The sequence below is a fragment of the Candidatus Tisiphia endosymbiont of Metellina segmentata genome (assembly GCF_964030715.1).
Classification (GTDB): domain Bacteria; phylum Pseudomonadota; class Alphaproteobacteria; order Rickettsiales; family Rickettsiaceae; genus Tisiphia.
In genome coordinates this window covers 656327-674412 of sequence record NZ_OZ034919.1, presented here as the reverse complement: position 1 = coordinate 674412, position 18086 = coordinate 656327, and the positions used below count along the sequence as shown (strand labels likewise).

Sequence of the window (18086 nt, the reverse complement as noted above, 5' to 3'; positions counted from 1 at the left end):
ACTAGTTTGACTAGTGAGACCATCAAGGCTTGGCCTTTAGATTTAGTATAAAATAAAAAGTTATCATATATAACTTCTTTGGCTTGACGGTCAAAGGAGAAAATATATGACAACATACGAAAGTTTAAATCATTCTAAATGGGATTGCAAATATCATATTGTGTTTATTCCAAAGTGTCGTAAAAAAGAATTGTACGGGAAGGTTAGAAAATATCTTGGGAACGTATTCCATGAGTTAGCTTTTCAACGTGGGAGAAAGATCATAGAGGGGCATATGGTACAAGATCATGTGCATATGCTCATCAAGATTCCTCCTAAATATTCTGTAGCTGAAGTAATAGGCTATATCAAGGGGAAAAGTGCTATAGCCGTTGCTAGGCAGTTTGGTGGACGAAAACGTAATTTTAATGGAGAAAAGTTGTGGGCTAGAGGTTATGCGGTCTCAACTGTAGGATTTGAAGAGAATCAGATCAAACACTACACTAAGAATCAAGAGCAACTTGATAGTTTAGGCTCTGACGAATCAGGAGAATTTTAATTAACAATGGCAGCCCTTTGGGCTGCTCATAACCGTCAAGCCCCTCGCTTTGCGAGGGCGTTCTGACTAAAATAGACTTCTTTCGAAACTCGCTTATACTGAAAGATTTGAAGGAGACACTTCACCTTGAACCGCAGCGTACTTGAATGTACATGAGGATTCGAGTACCGGCTTGACGTACAATCACCAGTAGAAGTAAAGTTTCGAAAGAAGTCTAATGTAAATTTTCATCCCACACATCGCATAATAATACTACTTTGAAGCATAATTTTTGCTCATATTTATCTCGAAGGTGAGACGCGAATGGGGATTAATAGCCTTTCAGGTTATTTTTTTAGATCAACAAAAAAATCAACTTAATCTTTTTATAATTTCCTCTCTGCGAAGTAATGGTAATATTACTGACATTTCCGGTCCGGATGCCATTCCCGTTATAGCAAGTCTTAAAGGCAGAAATACCTCCTTGCCTTTTTTACCAGTAACGATCATAATCCTTTTAGTCCAAATGCTCCAGCTATCGAGGGTTATTGGTTCGTCTGGTAACAATATAGCTGCCTGTTTTAAAAAATCTTTATCTAATCCTTCAACTTTGGATGGTGAGTAACAAATATTCCACCAATCTTTTATTTCATATAATTTTTGCAAGTTAGCTCTCACTGCCAACCAAAACTGTTCAGTTACTTGCTCAGCCTTAATCTCTCTTAAGCGATCTTTTACTTCATCAAAACTAAGGCTAATTAGTAATTTATGATTCAGACGTTCTAATTCTTCCGGCAAATAAGTTGTTGGACTTTTAGAAAAATTATTAATGTCAAACTCTTTTATTAGCTGATCTAAATTCTTAAACGATACAATACTTGATGACGAACCAATTAAACTAAAAAAACTGTTAATTGCCATTGGTTCTAATCCAATTTCATCCCTTAGAGCAGCGATTTCAAATCCTCCTATTCTTTTAGATATTTTTTCATCTCGGCTAATAACTAGACTCAAATGAGCAAAATTTGGTATCTCTACCCCTAAAGTTTCAAACATTTGCATCTGAATTGCGGTATTAGTTACATGATCCTCGCCTCGAATAATATGGGTAATCGAATAATCAATATCATCAATAACTGAACAAAGCATATAAGTCATACTATTATCTTCTCTGATAACTATCGGATCACCAATATTCTTACCTTCATATTTAACTTCACCCTTAATCATATCTTGCCAAATAATGGGGGTATGCGATACCAAAAATCGATAATGTGGTTTTCTTCCTTGGCTAATGTAATCGTTTATTTGTTGTTGAGTTAAATTCAAAGCTGCACGATCATATATAGGAGGGAGTCCTCTAGATAATTGTAATTTACGCTTTAATTCAAGCTCTTCCTGAGTCTCAAAACAAGGATATAATTTATTTTTTTGTAATAATAATGTTTTTATCGCCTCATACCTATCAAGCCTATTAGATTGACAAAAAGTTTGATCCCAGTTAAGTCCTAGAAATTTCAAATCCTGTTCAATAGCATTTTTATATTGTTGCTTGCTACGTTCAAGATCGGTGTCATCAAACCTTAAAATGAATATGCCATTATGCTTTCTAGTATATAACCAATTTATAAGAGCTGTTCTACTATTACCTATATGCAGCATACCTGTTGGTGATGGTGCGAATCTTGTGATAACCCTTCCCATAATTTTATCTTAACCGCTTATTGTACTTTTTTCTTTTTTGTTGTTTTTTTTGCTGTAGCATTCTTTTTAGAAGTTTTTTTTGCAACTATTACCTGCTTGCCATTATCTTTCTCTTGTTTATTCTTTAACTTATTATTACTAGCTTCAATTATTTCTACAGCGATCTCTGTTGTTATGGTAAAAGGATCGTATCTTTTTGGTATTGAAATAAACCTATCAAGATATTTAAGATACGGGCCATATCTACCTATACCAAGTATAATCTCTTGTTGAGATTCAGGATGCAAACATAATTTAGCTGGTAACTCAAGCAACCTCATAGCTAAAGCAAGAGTGACATCATTTTGGGCAATAGAAGGTGGCAATGATGCACGCTTTGGCTTTTCACCCTTGGCAACTTGCTCACTAGTCTGTACATATAAACCATATGGGCCTTTCTTTAGAAAAACATCAAAACCATCCTTATTTACTCCTAATAGTTTGTTCTCTTCCATAGTAGTAGCAACATCATCACTATTTTTAGAGGTAATTTGTTTTTTGAAAGTACATTCTGGGTAATTACTACAAGCTAAGAATGCTCCAAACTTACCAAGCTTCAGATCTAATTGACCTGTAGAGCAGGATGGGCAAATTCTTGACTTGTTACTTTCTGACTTTTCTCCAAATAAGTGATAATCTAAGGCTTCTTCAACATAAATAATTATATCAGATATTTTCTTTCCACTAACTACTTCTACATTGTTATTAAACCCATCCCAGAATTTTTTTAGTAAAGACTTCCATTCTATTTTACCTTCTGCCACCTCATCTAAATCATTTTCAAGATCAGCTGTGAAATCATATTCCACATATTTCTTAAAAAAACCTGTTAAAAATGTTGTAACTAAACGCCCTAATTCCTCTGGAAAGAATCGTTTTTTCTCAACAACTACATATTTTCTATCTTGCAACACTGATATAATCGAAGCATAAGTAGACGGGCGACCAATACCAAGTTCCTCAAGCCTCTTTACTAAACTAGCTTCAGAATATCTTGGTGGCGGATCAGTGAAATGTTGTGCTGGATTCACTGAATCTGTAATTAATTTCTCTCCTTCTTTTAGCGGTGGTAGAAGCCTATTTTCTTCTTCTGTTTCATCATCTAGACCTTCTTGATAAATTTTATAAAAACCATCAAACGCAATAATTGAGCCATTTGCTCTGCATGTAAATTCTTTATCTTCTGTATCAAGCTGAGCTACTACCAAATCAATAATAACATTTTCCATTTGGCAAGCTACCGTCCTCTTCCAAATTAGGTCATAAAGCTTGTAAAAATCTTTATCTAGTTTATCCTTTAACTTTTCTGGTAGCAGGGTAATATCAGTTGGTCTAATCGCTTCGTGAGCTTCTTGGGCATTTTTAGCTTTAGATTTATAAACTCGCTGGCTAGCTGGCAGATATTTATCCCCAAAATTCTTATCTATCAACTGACGTATTTGCTCAACAGCTTCACTAGCAAGAGTTGTCCCGTCGGTTCTCATATAAGTGATCAAACCTATAGTTTCATTACCTATATCCATACCTTCGTAAAGTTTTTGGGCAATTTGCATAGTCTTCTTAGCAGTAAACCCTAATTTTCTTGCAGCTTCTTGCTGCAGCGAAGAGGTAATAAAAGGTGGTTGCGGTTGACGTTTTTGCTGTTTTTTTTCTATAGAGGCAACATGAAAATTCTTTAGTTTTATTTTCTCGACTAGATCATTGGCAGCTAGTGCATTAGTAATTGAGAATTTCTCTAATTTTTTACCATTAACATGAGTTAATCTTGCTAAAAACGGTTCATTATTACTATTAAGAATATTAAGACTAATATCCCAATATTCTTGCGATTTAAAACGTTCAATTTCGTCTTCTCGTTCGCAAATAAGTCTCAGTGCTACAGACTGGACTCTTCCGGCTGATCTACATCCTGGCAATTTACGCCATAATATCGGCGATAAAGTAAATCCTACCAAATAGTCTAAAGCCCTCCTTGCTTGCTGAGCATTAACCAAATCAATATCAATCTTTCTTGGGTTTTCAATTGCATGTAAAATAGCTTTTTTTGTAACTTCATCAAATGCTACTCTTTTAAAGAAATCACTAGATTTAACCAAGTTTCTTTCTTTTATTATTTCTGCAACATGCCAAGCAATTGATTCTCCTTCTCGGTCTCGATCTGTTGCTAGATAAACCATTTCAGCCTTGGCAGCATCTTTAGTTATTGCTTCAACATATTTTTCTGCTTTATCTGATATAATATATTTCATAGCAAAATCTTCATCTGGCAGAACTGAACCATTTTTAGATGGTAAATCTCTAATATGCCCAAACGAAGCAATAACTTTAAAACCATTATCTAGATATTTATTTATCGTTTTCGCCTTTGCTGGCGATTCTACTATTACTAATTTCATATTTATTTATAAATTAAAGATATCTTGTTGCCAGGATATCTAGTTATTTTTCCAGCCAGTTCTAGCTCCAGTATTATCATATATATAACCTGCAAAGGTAGCTGCGTTTGATGCAAACAATCAAAATCTATAGGAGTTGAAGATAAAAGCTCCTTAACTTTCATACGCATATCGTTGGTAATTGGGTTAGCATATTTTATATCTAACGCTTTAAACTGGTTATTCTCAGCTGAATCATTTGCCACATCCTTAGATTTGCTGACAACCTTAGAAAAATGTGGTAGATTAGTTACTATATCTTGGGTAGATTCCACCATATATGCTCCTTCCTTGATAAGTTTATTAGTACCCTGACATCTAGGATCTAACGGAAATCCCGGCACTGCGAATACTTCTCTATTCTGTTCTAAAGCAAACCTTGCTGTTATTAATGATCCAGATTTTAGGCTTGCCTCAATTACTACCGTTCCAAGAGATATACCAGAAATCAATCGATTACGTTGTGGGAAATGTTGTCCAAGAGGTTTTGAACCTATTGGTAATTCAGCAATTATTAACCCCTCTTGCTGAATTTGCTCGAATAATTTAACATTTTCTAGGGGATAGACATGATCAATTCCTCCAGCGATAACTCCTATTGTTTTAGAGATATTAACTTGATGCACTGCCGTATCAATACCTCTTGCAAGTCCAGAAACCATTATATAATCTGCGTCTGTCAATTCCTTAGCGATTCTAGCTGCAAAAGCACGACCATTTACTGAAGCATTTCTTGCTCCAACAATTGCTAAACATCTTTCGTGTGATAATAACCCGATATTGCCCTTATAACTTAGTATAGGCGGGCAATCAAAAATCTCTAACAATAACCTTGAATATTCTAAAGACTTATAGGTAATAATTTTGGCGTTATTCTTTTCCAAAAGCTCAAGTTCTTTACTTGCCTCACTTTGTGAAAATACCTTTACTGGTTTAGAGCGTCCACCTCGCAGTGAGAATTCTTGTATATTTTCAATTGCAGTACTACTACTACCAAATATCTTTATTAAACTCCAAAAAGTCCTTGGACCAACATTTTCACTCCTAATTAGTCTTAGAATATCAATTGTTTCTTTTGTATAAGATACTCGGTTAGTATCCAAAAATAGCTCCTTAAGCATCAAATCTCTTTCTTTGGCTTTAAGCTTACTTTGACATAAATTATCCCTTACGCGAATTCGAGATAAGAATTTGTCAATTCTTATTCCAAATTGGAGTCTCTTAGATGATATTTGCAGTATATAATAAAATTTTCCCCCACTAAGTAAAAAAACAATTAATTTCTAACTAGAGAAGTTTAAAAGCTGCAACTAGCGGTAGAAACCCGCGTAAACCTATGCGTGTCATATATGGTAATCTCGATGTCATCTCTAGCTACGGTATACGGTACATTGGTGTTCGTAGCTAGCAATGACATCTACTGATCCGGCAAACCTACTCTATATACTATAATTTTTCTGCATTGGAAGCTAAGTAATCTGCTACTCCTTTATGTGATGGGGTAATACCTTCATCACCTTTATGCCACCCAGCTGGACATACTTCACCATGCTTGGCATTATAGTCTAGGGCATCTATCAGTCTTATTACTTCATCAATATTTCTACCAATTGGCAAATCATTAACTGACAAATGGCGTACTATGAATTCTTCATCAATAACAAAAGTACCACGCAGTGATATTCCATCATCATGAAGTACATTATAACTATGTGAGGCATTTTTATTAAGATCTGCCACCATAGGAATTTGGATATTGCCAACACCACCTTTATTGTAAGGAGTATTCTTCCAAGCCAAATGAGAAAAATGCGAGTCAACGCTTATTGCTATTAACTTTGTATTTCTTTCAGTAAATTCTCCTAATCTATTATTAAAGGCTATAATTTCTGATGGACAAACAAAAGTAAAATCTAGGGGATAAAAAAACAATACAACTTTATGACCCTTAGCATAATTTTTAAGATTAAATTCAGATTCTATACTATTATCAGGCATAATAGCTTTAGCTGTAAAATCCGGTGCAGCTTTTCCAACGAATACTTGCATTTTAAATTCCTTCAGTTTCAAGTGATTAAAAATATTTCTTATGATAACCTTAAGTATCGATGTAGCAAATTAATACTAGGCTCAAGTAATTATCCTCATTAGGGGTGATGTCACCCTAGGCTATTAAACCGATGTCTTACATCGAACTCAAGTTATGATACACAAAATAATAATGTATTACAATACCAAATCTTAAATGAATTAGCAGAGTAATTTAAAAATTGCAATCAATAGTTGAGTGTATGCCATAATCGGAAATGGTACGAGAACTATAAGTCATGTAATAAATAATCACTCACCTTACGTATACTGCTCGTAAATGAAGAGTTGGTAGACGATAGTATAACTTCAAGAAGAGCTAGGAGTGTCAAAGTCGAGCGGCGTAGCGTACATTAGTACGTGAGCAGCTTCGATCTTTGGTCGCGGGAACGCCAATTCTTGAAGTTCACCGAGTATATAAGGTGAAATAATCAGCAATTTCTTTAAATTATTAAGCCTTTTACTTGTGATTTCCATAGTTTTTTGTACAATTTACTGTTTTTTAGTAATTCCTCATGTTGTCCATCTTCAACTATGCTACCTTCATTAAAAACCAAAATTCTATCCATATTCAACAAAGTTGATAATCTATGAGCTATAACTAATACAGTTTTATTTTGCATTAAGTAATATAGAGAATCTTGTATCAACTCCTCAGTCTCACTATCTAGACTACTTGTTGCTTCATCAAGAATTAATATTGGAGCATTCTTTAATATTGCCCGTGCTATTATTATTCTCTGCCTCTGACCACCTGACAAGTTATTACCCCTTTCACCACATAAGCTTTGGTATCCTTCTGTTAGGCTCTCAATAAATTCATGTATATGAGCTAGTTTTGCTGCCTCTATTATCTCTTCTAAGCTAGCATCTTTTTTTCCATATCTAATATTATCCATGACTGTCCTATGAAATAGGATTGGTTCTTGCGGTATTATACTAATATTTTCTCGTAAAGAATCTTGAGTTACATATCTAATATTTTGCCCATCAATTAGAATTTCTCCTTGGTCTATATCGTGCAACCGTGTAATAAGATTAATAAAAGTTGTTTTTCCTGAACCAGAAAACCCTACTAATCCGACCCTTTGTTGACTCAAAATTGTAACGGATTTATTCTCAAATAAATTATTATTATGGTAATATTTAAAACTAACATTTTTAAATATTATCTCACCTTTTGTAACCTTTAGAAGATGGGCATTCTCAATATCTTCTATAATATGAGGTTTCATTAATGATACACTTTGATTAAAAGAACCAAACTCTTCGAACATATCTCCTACTTCCTGCGTTAGATCCCAAATTTCACTACTAACCGTTATAGATAAAGTAAGTATCAACACGCAATCTCCTATAGTTATTTGCATTTGACTACGAAGTTGAGCTAGATAATAAACCATTATAAAAATCATTATAGAACAAGCTATGCCTAGTACAATACGTAGCTTAAACATAAAGAGTTGCATAATTTGTTCATTAACTACAGCATCATCTATCCTTACTTCTAGATTCTGACGTTCAAATTTATGAGAAGTAAACATCCGTATTGTGCCAATATTTGCAATTGCATCAACAATACTGCCGGCAACTATTGATTTGCTTCGTGCATAATTTACTGAATATTTGTTTATTGTACTTGAACAGATAACACTAGTCCCTACAAAAACACAAATATGTATAAGGAATATAGTAGCAAATATTTGATGTATCCAGTACATTGTTCCAAGAGCAAAAACAATTATAGCTAGTTTGTATAGAATTTTCTCTCCAAATAAAGACAAAACCATTTCAAAAGATCTAGCCCCTTCAGTAATACGATTGGTAATATGACCAGCAAGGTTTTCTTGAAAAAATCTATGATTATGGTACTGAGTGTAATTATACATTTCGTCTAATATCTGAGCTTTGATATATGGCATGGTTTTTAGATAAATATAATCATAAATTCGCCACATAGTATTTACACATACCCACCAAAATGCATATATTATTGCCCAAAACAACATGGAGGAAGGTAGGTCTTTAACTGTTTCATTAGAAAAAGACTCAATCAAATTTATAACTTTTTGTAGCAACACACTATCAATAGCTGGTATCATTCCCCGTATTATGCATAACACCCCTAAAATAGTTAGTTTAATTCTTCTTTTCTTTAAAAAATAGAAAAATAACCTTATTGCAGACTTTGAAAAATCAAAACCTTCTAACACAGCACACACCTCATTACAAAAAAAACTAATTAGACTAAATAACCTAAATTAATCTAACAACAAACTCTTGCCACCTTATTACTAAACTGTTATAAAAACGTACAGAATATCTGAAGTTGTTTAGAATGAAAGAAAAAAACGTACCTATTTTGAATACCCCAACTAAGAAAACTACAAACTCATTAGATACTGATAATAATCCCTTTTTTAATGTTAGGTATATTTGTCAATCAACGACTCTAATTACTGAATCTATACAAAAAGGCTTTGATGTTGCACAGTTACCTAATGGAGATATTACAGTTACAGAAATTAAAACAGTAAATGTTCACTATCATTGGGATTCTTTTAAACAAAAATTTGTTAAAGTAAGCCAAAGTTAGCATTATACACTATAAATATATTATTTTTTTGCAAAATATACTTAGTGTATGTATAATATGTTATATAATTAAGTGAATCGATTGTGTAATTAATTTATGGTAATAATATGCTACTTAAGAACATAGTAACCTTCATTGCTGTTACTTTATATTTTAGTCTATCAATATGTTTTGCAACTACCATGCCAAGTAATAACAATCCAGCAGCATCATTAGAAGCATCAGCTCCTACTGCATTAACTGCATCTGTTACAATACTAAATGCTTGGGCAAGACCTTCTGCTACTGTTAGCAAAAATAATAATTCTGCAATATATTTTGAGATTTTTAATGACTCTGACCTCGATTACAATTTGGTAAATGTTTCTTCAGATATAGCTAACAAGGTTGAATTACATAAAAGTTTTGTTGATGAAAAAGGGGTTAGTAAAATGGTAAAACTCGATAAGCTAGTCATCCCAGCTAAAAGTAGTGCTATTTTACAACCGGGTGGTATGCATATTATGCTCTTGGATCTAAGAACTATATTAAAAGTTGGTGATAATTTTGATTTATCCTTATATTTCGATAATGGTCTTCAGAAAGTTGTTCAAGTAGAAGTAAAAACAAAGTAGTTAGTCGTTCTTATAATGAATGGATATTTGCCTTATATGCCAGCTATCGTTAACTCTAGTATCGGTAGTCTAGATGTCATCCTACGCTGGCAAAGCTTTCCTTGTTTGTTGTTCCCATTCTTTAGATCATCCGAGTATACTCTTTTGCTCCTACGAATTGTTTTTTGAAAATATCATGGATTCGCATGCTCATCATTCATTTTCAAATCCAATTCTTCAAATCATTTGAGTATATACGTGAATCTCCTACAGTTTTGCGAAACTAATTATTTAAATTAACCTGAATTCGATGTAACAAGTTACATCGAATTCAGTATTATATATAGAAACAATCAGGTGTAGAACCGCTTCAAGAGTGCATTTTTCCTTATAACAAAGCAAGTATCGATATAAGAATTATTAATTCTTATATCGAACTAAGGTTAAAGTAGAAGAATATATAAATATTTTAATGAGGCTGCTCTGCTAATTAAAGCTGCTAATTAAAGTTTTAGTACTTTTAATTTTTAACTATATCATTTATATTCGGTAATTTAAACATAGTATGTGTAATTATATATGACCATTATGTCTGATAATTGGATAAGAAAAATGTGTATAGAACACGATATGATTGCACCTTTTACTGATACGCAGGTTAGATTGAATAATTCAGAGAGAATTATTTCTTATGGTTTATCTTCATACGGTTATGATGCAAGAGTCTCGAAGGAATTTAAAATATTTACTAATATTAATTCGGCAATAGTTGATCCAAAAAATTTTGATGAATATAGTTTAGTAGACAGAGAGGTTGATGTTTGTATTATTCCGCCAAACAGTTTTGCCTTAGCAAGAACAATTGAGTATTTTAAAATTCCAAGAGATGTGCTAGTTATCTGTGTTGGTAAATCAACCTATGCAAGATGTGGTATAATTGTTAACGTAACGCCGTTAGAACCGGAATGGGAAGGGCATGTAACATTAGAGTTTTCCAATACTACCCCACTGCCAGCAAGAATTTATGCTAATGAAGGAGCATGTCAATTTTTGTTTTTAAAAGGTGAACAAACTTGTAATATATCTTATGCCGATCGTTATGGGAAATATATGAAACAAAAAGGTGTTACCCTTCCAATAACTTAAAATTTAAAATGTAAAGGACTATATTATTATGAAAGATACTAACCAAAAAGAAATGCCTCATATCGCTGTTAATGCACAATACATAAAGGATTTATCTTTTGAAAATCCAGACGCTCCGAGATCTTTAGTATCTTTGGAACGTAATCCACAAATTGACTTATTCCTAGACCTCAATATTTCTAATTTACCTGAAGAGAATTTTTATGAGGTAGAATTAAGTATAGAAGCTAAAGCAATGAGTGAAAAGCATAGACTATTTATAGTGGACTTAAAATATGCAGGGGTTTTTAATTTAATTAATATAGAGGAAGATCAACACCAAATAATACTAGCAATTCATTGTCCAGCAATGATTTTCCCATTTGCTAGAAAAATTATTGCTGATGTCACTCAGGATGGTGGTTTCCAACCATTGATGATTGACCCGATTGATTTTGGTGCTTTATATCATAAAAAAATGCAAGAAAATGATAATTAACCATTCACCTTACGTATAGCATTTAAAAATTGTAGAAAAGTACAAGACGTCTATTAGCAAGACCATATGAGTGTCGTGGCAATCCACATTCATTAGACTATCGCTGTAACACCCCCTTATAAGTCAATATAAATAATGATTTATATTGACTTTAATATCTATTATATCATACTTTTTACTTACAATTGCTTCGTCGTCGCAAAGCAGCTCTTTGCTAATAGGTGCTAGGCTGTTTTTCCTATGACTTTTAAATTGCCATGGGGGTTATGTGTAAGGTAAGTTAACTATAAAATTATAGAAACAATCAGATTTGAGACAGTTCTGCATCTGATTGTTTCGATAATTTCACTGAATTTGGGATAAGAATTGACAAATTCTTATCCCAAATTCGCGTTACTTGGATATTATTTTGATAAAATTACTTGCTCTTATAGAAATAAAGTGAGAACATAGATGTGTAATAAAGAATAATAAATTAATAATTATAAAAAAGTTAATGGGAGAAATATCATGAGGGTACTGTTAGTAGAAGATAATAGTGATATAGCTAGTTCTATTGAATTAACGTTAGCTTCAGAAGGAATTATTTGTGAGGTGGTGGAGTTTGGTACAGAAGGAATAGAAATAGCTAAAATTTATAATTATGATTTAATTATTTTAGACCTGATGCTGCCAGATATTAGTGGGTTCGAAGTCCTACTGAGATTACGTTCTGCTAAAGTAAAAACACCTATACTGATTTTATCAGGTATTACTACAGTTGATCAAAAAATTAAAGGACTTACGTGTGGGGCAGATGATTATATCACAAAACCATTTAACCGCGAAGAGTTAATTGCTCGTATTTATGCAATTGTTCGTCGTTCTAAAGGACATTCTGAGTCAGTTGTTAGGTTTGACAAGGTAAGTATTCATCTTGATACTAGAATTGTAGAAGTTGATGGAACAAGGGTTCATTTAACGAATAAGGAATATGCTATTTTAGAATTATTAGTCTTACGTAGGGGAACAGTACTGAATAAGGAGATGTTCTTAGACCATCTTTATAGTAGTGTTGATGAGCCGGAAATTAAAATTATAGACGTATTTGTATGCAAATTACGTAAGAAATTAGCTGATGCTGCTGGTGGTACAAATTATATTGATACAGTATGGGGGCGTGGCTATATGTTGAAAGAATATGATGAACAAGAATCACTATTGCATCATTTTCAAGGAGAAGTTATTGAACCTTCTCTAGAATCAGAGGTAGAAGATAACAAAGAGTCGTGATATAAAATAAAGGATTATGATTTTGATTCTATCGTCTATCAACTCTTCATTTACGAGCAGTATAACAGAAGCTTAATTTAATATAGATAGAGAATTATGATACCTAGCAAGATAGAATTAACTGGTAAAGTCTATATTAAATATGTTGATCCTATACCAGTCCCAAATGTTGGGGATGTTAAGCTTTTATTAAATGATGATGCATTGAGTCTTAACAAAGGAGATTATGATAACTTAAAGTCAAGTGGTTATATTAAAGCAAAAATTTTTGATGGACTTGTTTGGCAAAATATTAATATAAGTGAGTTATGTCTTGAAAAAGAACATAAATTTACTAAAAAACAAAAATCTATTGACTCAGCCTTACTGTGCCGAAGTATAATTGAAAAACATCGGGGAGTCACGTTGCACCGAACTTATAGAGGACATTTTACTACTCAAGAATAGACTTTGTAAACAGAGGACTAATAAATGGAAACAGATGACAAAAAACCAAGGGACTCTAGAAAATTGGCAGACCAAATTAAAGATGCATTAGTAGGCATCACTGATAATGAACTTGGATCTGATGAGGCGATGGAAATTTTCAATGAGTTAAGTAAAAACGATGCTTTCGAACAGGAAATAGAACAAATATTGGCTTGTCTTAACGAGCAAACAATGGATCTAACAAAATTACAGACACAGATCATCCTATTAATAAAAAAATATTTAGGTAAACTTGAACACAAGAAATTAGGAAAATTAGGTGTTAAAATTGATGAGAACCTTGTTAGTAAAAATGTTGCTGAAGTAAGTAGTTACTTAATGCAACAACATTCACAATTGGTAAAAGAAGCTAACCGCGGTTTGATAAAATCAAAAGATAACCTACAAGGCATAAGTAATCAATCTAGATTGGAAGCAAAACGTTTAGTGAAAAATTTTGCTTTATACCAAGTTTATAAGTTCATGAACCCTAAAAGAATAGCTGGAGAAACAAAGGAAGAAAATTTTGCTTATAATATGATTAGAGGGGGGATAGATCTAGCAAAAAAATATGAGGGTGGATCGAAAAATGATCTTAAATCTTATTCTCCAGAATTTATCAAAAAATTAGATAAGGCTCATCAGAATTTTAAAGGTAGTGGCAGGACAATTTATTGATTAAGTTATTGATTAATGCGAGTTACCCATTATGGATTGTTTTATGCTCCAATTGAAGTAGGATTATTTGTATAACCCCAGTTGTCAATTAAATAGGAGTGATGAAGTAGAACCACTATGAAAGCAACATTATATATCTTAAGTTCATTTGGACTTGGAGCAATGAAAGCTAGTATAGTAAAATCTCTTAATAGTAGTATACCTATTTCTCTAGTTGTATTTTTACAATTCTTTCTTTGTGCTATCTTTTTTTTACCAAAAGTTATTAGGTCTCGTGGTCAATTAATAGTATCACAGCGATATTGTGCATTAATTACAAGGGGATTATTGGGGGCAGCATATTGGTATTGCATGTTTTCAGCAGTAAATTACTTGTCTCTTTTCAATGTTAGTACACTTACGAATCTGTCTCCAATTTGGGTACTGCTAATAACGGGTATTTTTACTAATAAATCTATCAAAAATGATCTATTATTTTTAGCAATAATTGGCTTTATTGGCTGTTTATTAATACTGAAGCCATCAGTAGAAATTATAACTTCAGGAATCATTTTTGGATTACTTAGCGGAATATTTATGGCATTAACTATTATATCATTACACAACTTACTAAAAACAGAGACCTCAGATAGAGTATTAGTGTATTATTTTTGGATTTCCTCTCTTATTATGTTACCATTTTTAGTGGATTTTAATATAACACAAGTTTCTTCAAAGGATTGGATATTGCTATTAGTCAACGCTCTGTTGATGCTTTTACATCAAATATTATTAAATAAGGGATTAGAAATTGGTTTAGCTACTGAAATGAGTATACTAGCTTATAGTAGCGTTGTATTTTCTTTAATTTTAAGTGTAGTTATATGGCAGGAAATACCAGATAATTTTTCGATTATTTGGGCAATAATAATAATCTTAAGTGGAGTATATATATCTAGGAGACAAAAATCGTAAGCAAAAAGTAGAGTAAGATGAATATATCTATTAGTTTATGCTTTTGCAGGGATAACATTGGTGAATTTTAGATATCCTCAAGACTACTAACGTCTAACAAGTAGTAAATGAAGCTTTACAAATTGGCAACATTTGTAGTATAAGAGCCTAGGATTAAATTATTTAAAGAATTATAAAAATGAATATTCATGAATACCAAGCAAAGATGATTTTGAGGCAATATGGTATACCTACTTCTACAGGAGTTGTAATATTGCAAAAAGAAGATATCGATAGGCTAATTGATGGTTTAGAAGCAGAAATATATGTGGTTAAAGCCCAAATCCACGCAGGTGGTAGGGGAAAAGCTGGGGGTGTAAAAGTTGTAAGAACTAAAGAAGAGGCAAAGAAAGCAGCACACGCAATGTTTGGCATTAACTTAGTAACTCATCAGACGTCAGCTATTGGGCAAAAGGTTCGCTATCTCTATGTTGAATCTGGGTGTGATATTTTAAAAGAATATTATTTTAGTGTCGTTTTTGATCGTAGTAATAGCAAGGTAACTTTTATAGCTTCTACTGAAGGTGGGGTAGATATAGAAGAAGTTGCTCATAATACTCCAGAGAAAATTATTAAAGTATCAGTTGATCCTGCAACAGGCATACAGTCATTTCATTGTCGTAGAATGGCATACAAGCTTGGTTTTAAGAATGAGCAGGCAAAACAAATGATGAAAATTGTTGAATCAACCTATCGAGCTTTTATAGCAACTGATGCTAACCAAATTGAAATTAATCCATTAATAACAAAAGCTGATGGTAGTTTATTGGCACTTGATGCCAAGATTAACTTTGATGATAATGGATTATTTAAACATCCTGATATTTTAAATATGCGGGATGATGATGAAGAAGATGCTCTTGAAATAAAAGCAGCTAGCCTTGGTCTTAGTTATGTTAAGATGGATGGTACTATTGGTTGTATGGTGAATGGGGCTGGGCTAGCTATGGCTACAATGGATATTATCAAGCTTTATGGTGCTGAACCGGCAAACTTTTTAGATGTTGGTGGTGGGGCTGATCGTGAGAAAGTAACGGAAGCACTAAAAATAATTTTATCAGATTCACATGTACAAGGGGTTTTAGTTAATATTTTTGGTGGTATAATGCGTTGTGATATAATAGCCGAAGGCATTATTGCTGCAGTGAAAGAGATTGGCATTACAGTTCCACTGGTTGTACGTTTAGCTGGAACCAATTTTGAATTAGGTAAAAATATTTTAGCAAATTCTGGTTTAAAAATAATTGCTGCAAATGATTTAGGTGATGCTGCTGTTAAGATCGTCGATGCAGTAAAATAATTCATATAAAAATACGGAAAATGCATATATGTCAATATTAGTTGATAAAAATACAAAAGTAATTTGCCAAGGTTTTACTGGCTCTCAAGGGACTTTTCATTCTGAGCAGGCAATCAGTTATGGTACTAAAATGGTAGGAGGGGTAACTCCTGGAAAAGGTGGAAATACTCATCTAGATCTACCTGTATATAATACAGTACATGAGGCAGTTGCAAAAACTAAGGCTACTGCCAGCGTTATTTATGTTCCACCACCTTTTGCTGCTGATTCAATTTTGGAAGCTATAGATGCAGGAATTAGTTTGGTAGTGTGTATTACAGAGGGAATACCGATACTTGATATGATAAAGGTCAAAAGGGCATTAATCGGATCAAAAACTAGATTAATTGGGCCAAATTGTCCTGGCATTATTACTCCTGATGAATGCAAAATCGGCATAATGCCTGGTTATATTCATAAGAGAGGCAGGGTAGGAATTATATCCCGGTCCGGTACTTTGACTTATGAAGCAGTAGCACAGACTACAGCTGTTGGTCTTGGTCAATCTACCTGTATTGGTATTGGTGGAGATCCAGTTAATGGCACCGATTTTGTTGATTGTATTGAAATGTTTTTACAAGATGATGAAACAGAATCGATTATTATGATTGGTGAAATAGGAGGGGATGCTGAGGAAAAGGCTGCTGAATTAATAAAAAGCTCAAAGATTAAAAAACCAATAGTTACTTTCATTGCTGGTGTTACTGCTCCTGAAGGTAAAAGAATGGGGCATGCTGGTGCAATTATTTCTAATGGACAGGGTTCAGCTGAAGATAAGTTGGAGGCATTGCAAAGTGCAGGTGTTACTATCACTAGATCGCCAGCTGATATTGGTAAAACTATGTTTGAACTATTAGAGAAGCTCTAAACCTTAGAGGTAATAACTGCAAAAGCTACAGAAATTGGGTAATCGTCTGAAATGGACAAGTGAATTTTGATTTGTCCAAATTTGTTTGGATTTTCAGGATGACAAATTTGGACAAAGGGCTTTCCTAAGGCATCATTTAGTATAGAGATGTCTTTAAATCGTAAACCCCGCCCAATTCCGATACCAAGGGCTTTGCTAACTGCCTCTTTCGCAGCAAACCTTTTTGCCAAAAAACAACCATATTGGTCTTTACTTAGAGAAGTTAGCTTTTGTATTTCCGTTTTAGAAAGAATTATGTTTACAAAACGCTGGTCATATAGGTTTAATATCCTTTCTATTCTTGGAATTTGTACTATATCTGTACCAACACCAATAATCATTTTTGTTCATCATCACTAGCATTATCATCAAATATTTGATCATCTAAATCAGAGTAGTCTTCAGTAACACAAAGATCTGAGCCGTTTGGTAAATAATCAAACTCTTCTACAGCAGTATCAAGGGAAGCATCAGTATTTTCTTCATCAATAGGATCGATTCTGCTTTTTGTTCGAAGACGTTTTAATAATTGTGCCTTTAGGGCTGGAATCGTTATATGGCCAGCAGCTATTTCACGTAATGCCAGTACAGTTGCCTTATCGCCTTTCACGTTATTAATAGTCATTTTACTACCAGAATTTATATCATTTGCTCTTTGAGCAGCTAAAGCTACAAGCTTAAATCTATCGTGAATCTTTCCAACACAATCTTCAATCGTTATCCTAGCCATAATACTCTCTTTTTAATTTTATAAGATATATATACAATAACGGATCAGTATAAAGTATAATTAGTAGATTTCAAGAATAGAATTTTCATTGCCTCTCTAGGGT

General features: G+C 33.1%; 18 protein-coding genes. 11 read left to right on the top strand and 7 right to left on the bottom strand.

Annotated elements, in window-relative coordinates; genetic code table 11:
• Window positions 1–106: 106 nt before the first annotated feature.
• Window positions 107–538 carry an IS200/IS605 family transposase gene (gene tnpA, locus AAHM80_RS03605; RefSeq protein WP_342260304.1) on the top strand — a complete coding sequence of 144 codons (432 nt, stop codon included), beginning with the start codon at window positions 107–109 and terminating at the stop codon, window positions 536–538.
• Window positions 539–889: 351 nt separating this feature from the next.
• Here the strand turns inward: tnpA and gltX are convergent, their stop codons facing one another.
• The 5 genes from gltX to AAHM80_RS03580 all read right to left on the bottom strand — a co-directional run bounded on the left by gltX (window position 890) and on the right by AAHM80_RS03580 (window position 8996).
• Window positions 890–2221 carry a glutamate--tRNA ligase gene (gltX, locus tag AAHM80_RS03600; RefSeq protein WP_342260303.1) on the bottom strand — a complete coding sequence of 444 codons (1332 nt, stop codon included), beginning with the start codon at window positions 2219–2221 and terminating at the stop codon, window positions 890–892.
• A 17-nt stretch (window positions 2222–2238) separates the two neighbouring features.
• Window positions 2239–4656 carry a type I DNA topoisomerase gene (topA, locus tag AAHM80_RS03595; RefSeq protein ID WP_342260302.1) on the bottom strand — a complete coding sequence of 806 codons (2418 nt, stop codon included), beginning with the start codon at window positions 4654–4656 and terminating at the stop codon, window positions 2239–2241.
• A 2-nt stretch (window positions 4657–4658) separates the two neighbouring features.
• Window positions 4659–5816 (bottom strand): DNA-processing protein DprA, encoded by a 1158-nt coding sequence (gene dprA / locus AAHM80_RS03590; protein WP_342260301.1) that lies wholly within the window; start codon window positions 5814–5816, stop codon window positions 4659–4661.
• A gap of 325 nt (window positions 5817–6141) precedes the next feature.
• Window positions 6142–6744 (bottom strand): peroxiredoxin, encoded by a 603-nt coding sequence (locus tag AAHM80_RS03585; protein WP_341747226.1) that lies wholly within the window; start codon window positions 6742–6744, stop codon window positions 6142–6144.
• A gap of 482 nt (window positions 6745–7226) precedes the next feature.
• On the bottom strand, window positions 7227–8996 hold the full coding sequence (locus AAHM80_RS03580; protein ID WP_342260300.1) for an ABC transporter ATP-binding protein: 1770 nt from the start codon (window positions 8994–8996) through the stop codon (window positions 7227–7229).
• 125 nt (window positions 8997–9121) lie between these two features.
• Between AAHM80_RS03580 and AAHM80_RS03575 the strand changes: the two genes are divergently transcribed.
• The 10 genes from AAHM80_RS03575 to sucD all read left to right on the top strand — a co-directional run bounded on the left by AAHM80_RS03575 (window position 9122) and on the right by sucD (window position 17214).
• Complete coding sequence (locus tag AAHM80_RS03575; RefSeq protein WP_342260299.1) at window positions 9122–9379, top strand: DUF2671 domain-containing protein; 258 nt, start codon at window positions 9122–9124, stop codon at window positions 9377–9379.
• 107 nt (window positions 9380–9486) lie between these two features.
• Window positions 9487–9993, top strand: a complete 507-nt coding sequence (locus tag AAHM80_RS03570; RefSeq protein WP_341755937.1) for a copper chaperone PCu(A)C — start codon at window positions 9487–9489, stop codon at window positions 9991–9993.
• Between the two features lie 558 nt (window positions 9994–10551).
• On the top strand, window positions 10552–11118 hold the full coding sequence (dcd, locus tag AAHM80_RS03565) for a dCTP deaminase (protein ID WP_341751713.1): 567 nt from the start codon (window positions 10552–10554) through the stop codon (window positions 11116–11118).
• A gap of 28 nt (window positions 11119–11146) precedes the next feature.
• Window positions 11147–11596 carry a protein-export chaperone SecB gene (gene secB, locus AAHM80_RS03560; protein ID WP_341747230.1) on the top strand — a complete coding sequence of 150 codons (450 nt, stop codon included), beginning with the start codon at window positions 11147–11149 and terminating at the stop codon, window positions 11594–11596.
• 510 nt (window positions 11597–12106) lie between these two features.
• Window positions 12107–12868 (top strand): response regulator transcription factor CtrA, encoded by a 762-nt coding sequence (ctrA, locus tag AAHM80_RS03555; protein ID WP_342260298.1) that lies wholly within the window; start codon window positions 12107–12109, stop codon window positions 12866–12868.
• A 96-nt stretch (window positions 12869–12964) separates the two neighbouring features.
• Window positions 12965–13315, top strand: a complete 351-nt coding sequence (locus AAHM80_RS03550) for a hypothetical protein (RefSeq protein ID WP_341755934.1) — start codon at window positions 12965–12967, stop codon at window positions 13313–13315.
• A gap of 24 nt (window positions 13316–13339) precedes the next feature.
• Window positions 13340–14014, top strand: coding sequence for a DUF5394 family protein (locus tag AAHM80_RS03545; protein ID WP_342260297.1), 675 nt, complete (start codon window positions 13340–13342; stop codon window positions 14012–14014).
• Window positions 14015–14131: 117 nt separating this feature from the next.
• Window positions 14132–14968, top strand: coding sequence for a DMT family transporter (locus AAHM80_RS03540; RefSeq protein ID WP_342260296.1), 837 nt, complete (start codon window positions 14132–14134; stop codon window positions 14966–14968).
• 178 nt (window positions 14969–15146) lie between these two features.
• The gene (gene sucC, locus AAHM80_RS03535) at window positions 15147–16307 is read left to right on the top strand and encodes an ADP-forming succinate--CoA ligase subunit beta (protein WP_342260295.1); all 1161 of its coding nucleotides are present in this window, start codon (window positions 15147–15149) and stop codon (window positions 16305–16307) included.
• A 28-nt stretch (window positions 16308–16335) separates the two neighbouring features.
• Window positions 16336–17214 carry a succinate--CoA ligase subunit alpha gene (sucD, locus tag AAHM80_RS03530; protein ID WP_341751720.1) on the top strand — a complete coding sequence of 293 codons (879 nt, stop codon included), beginning with the start codon at window positions 16336–16338 and terminating at the stop codon, window positions 17212–17214.
• On the opposite strand, the gene acpS is transcribed toward sucD, so the two are convergent.
• The gene (acpS, locus tag AAHM80_RS03525; protein ID WP_341751721.1) at window positions 17211–17594 is read right to left on the bottom strand and encodes a holo-ACP synthase; all 384 of its coding nucleotides are present in this window, start codon (window positions 17592–17594) and stop codon (window positions 17211–17213) included. The genes sucD and acpS overlap by 4 nt on opposite strands.
• Complete coding sequence (rpoZ, locus tag AAHM80_RS03520; RefSeq protein ID WP_341751722.1) at window positions 17591–17983, bottom strand: DNA-directed RNA polymerase subunit omega; 393 nt, start codon at window positions 17981–17983, stop codon at window positions 17591–17593. The genes acpS and rpoZ overlap by 4 nt, the downstream gene beginning before the upstream one ends.
• Window positions 17984–18086: the final 103 nt, after the last annotated feature.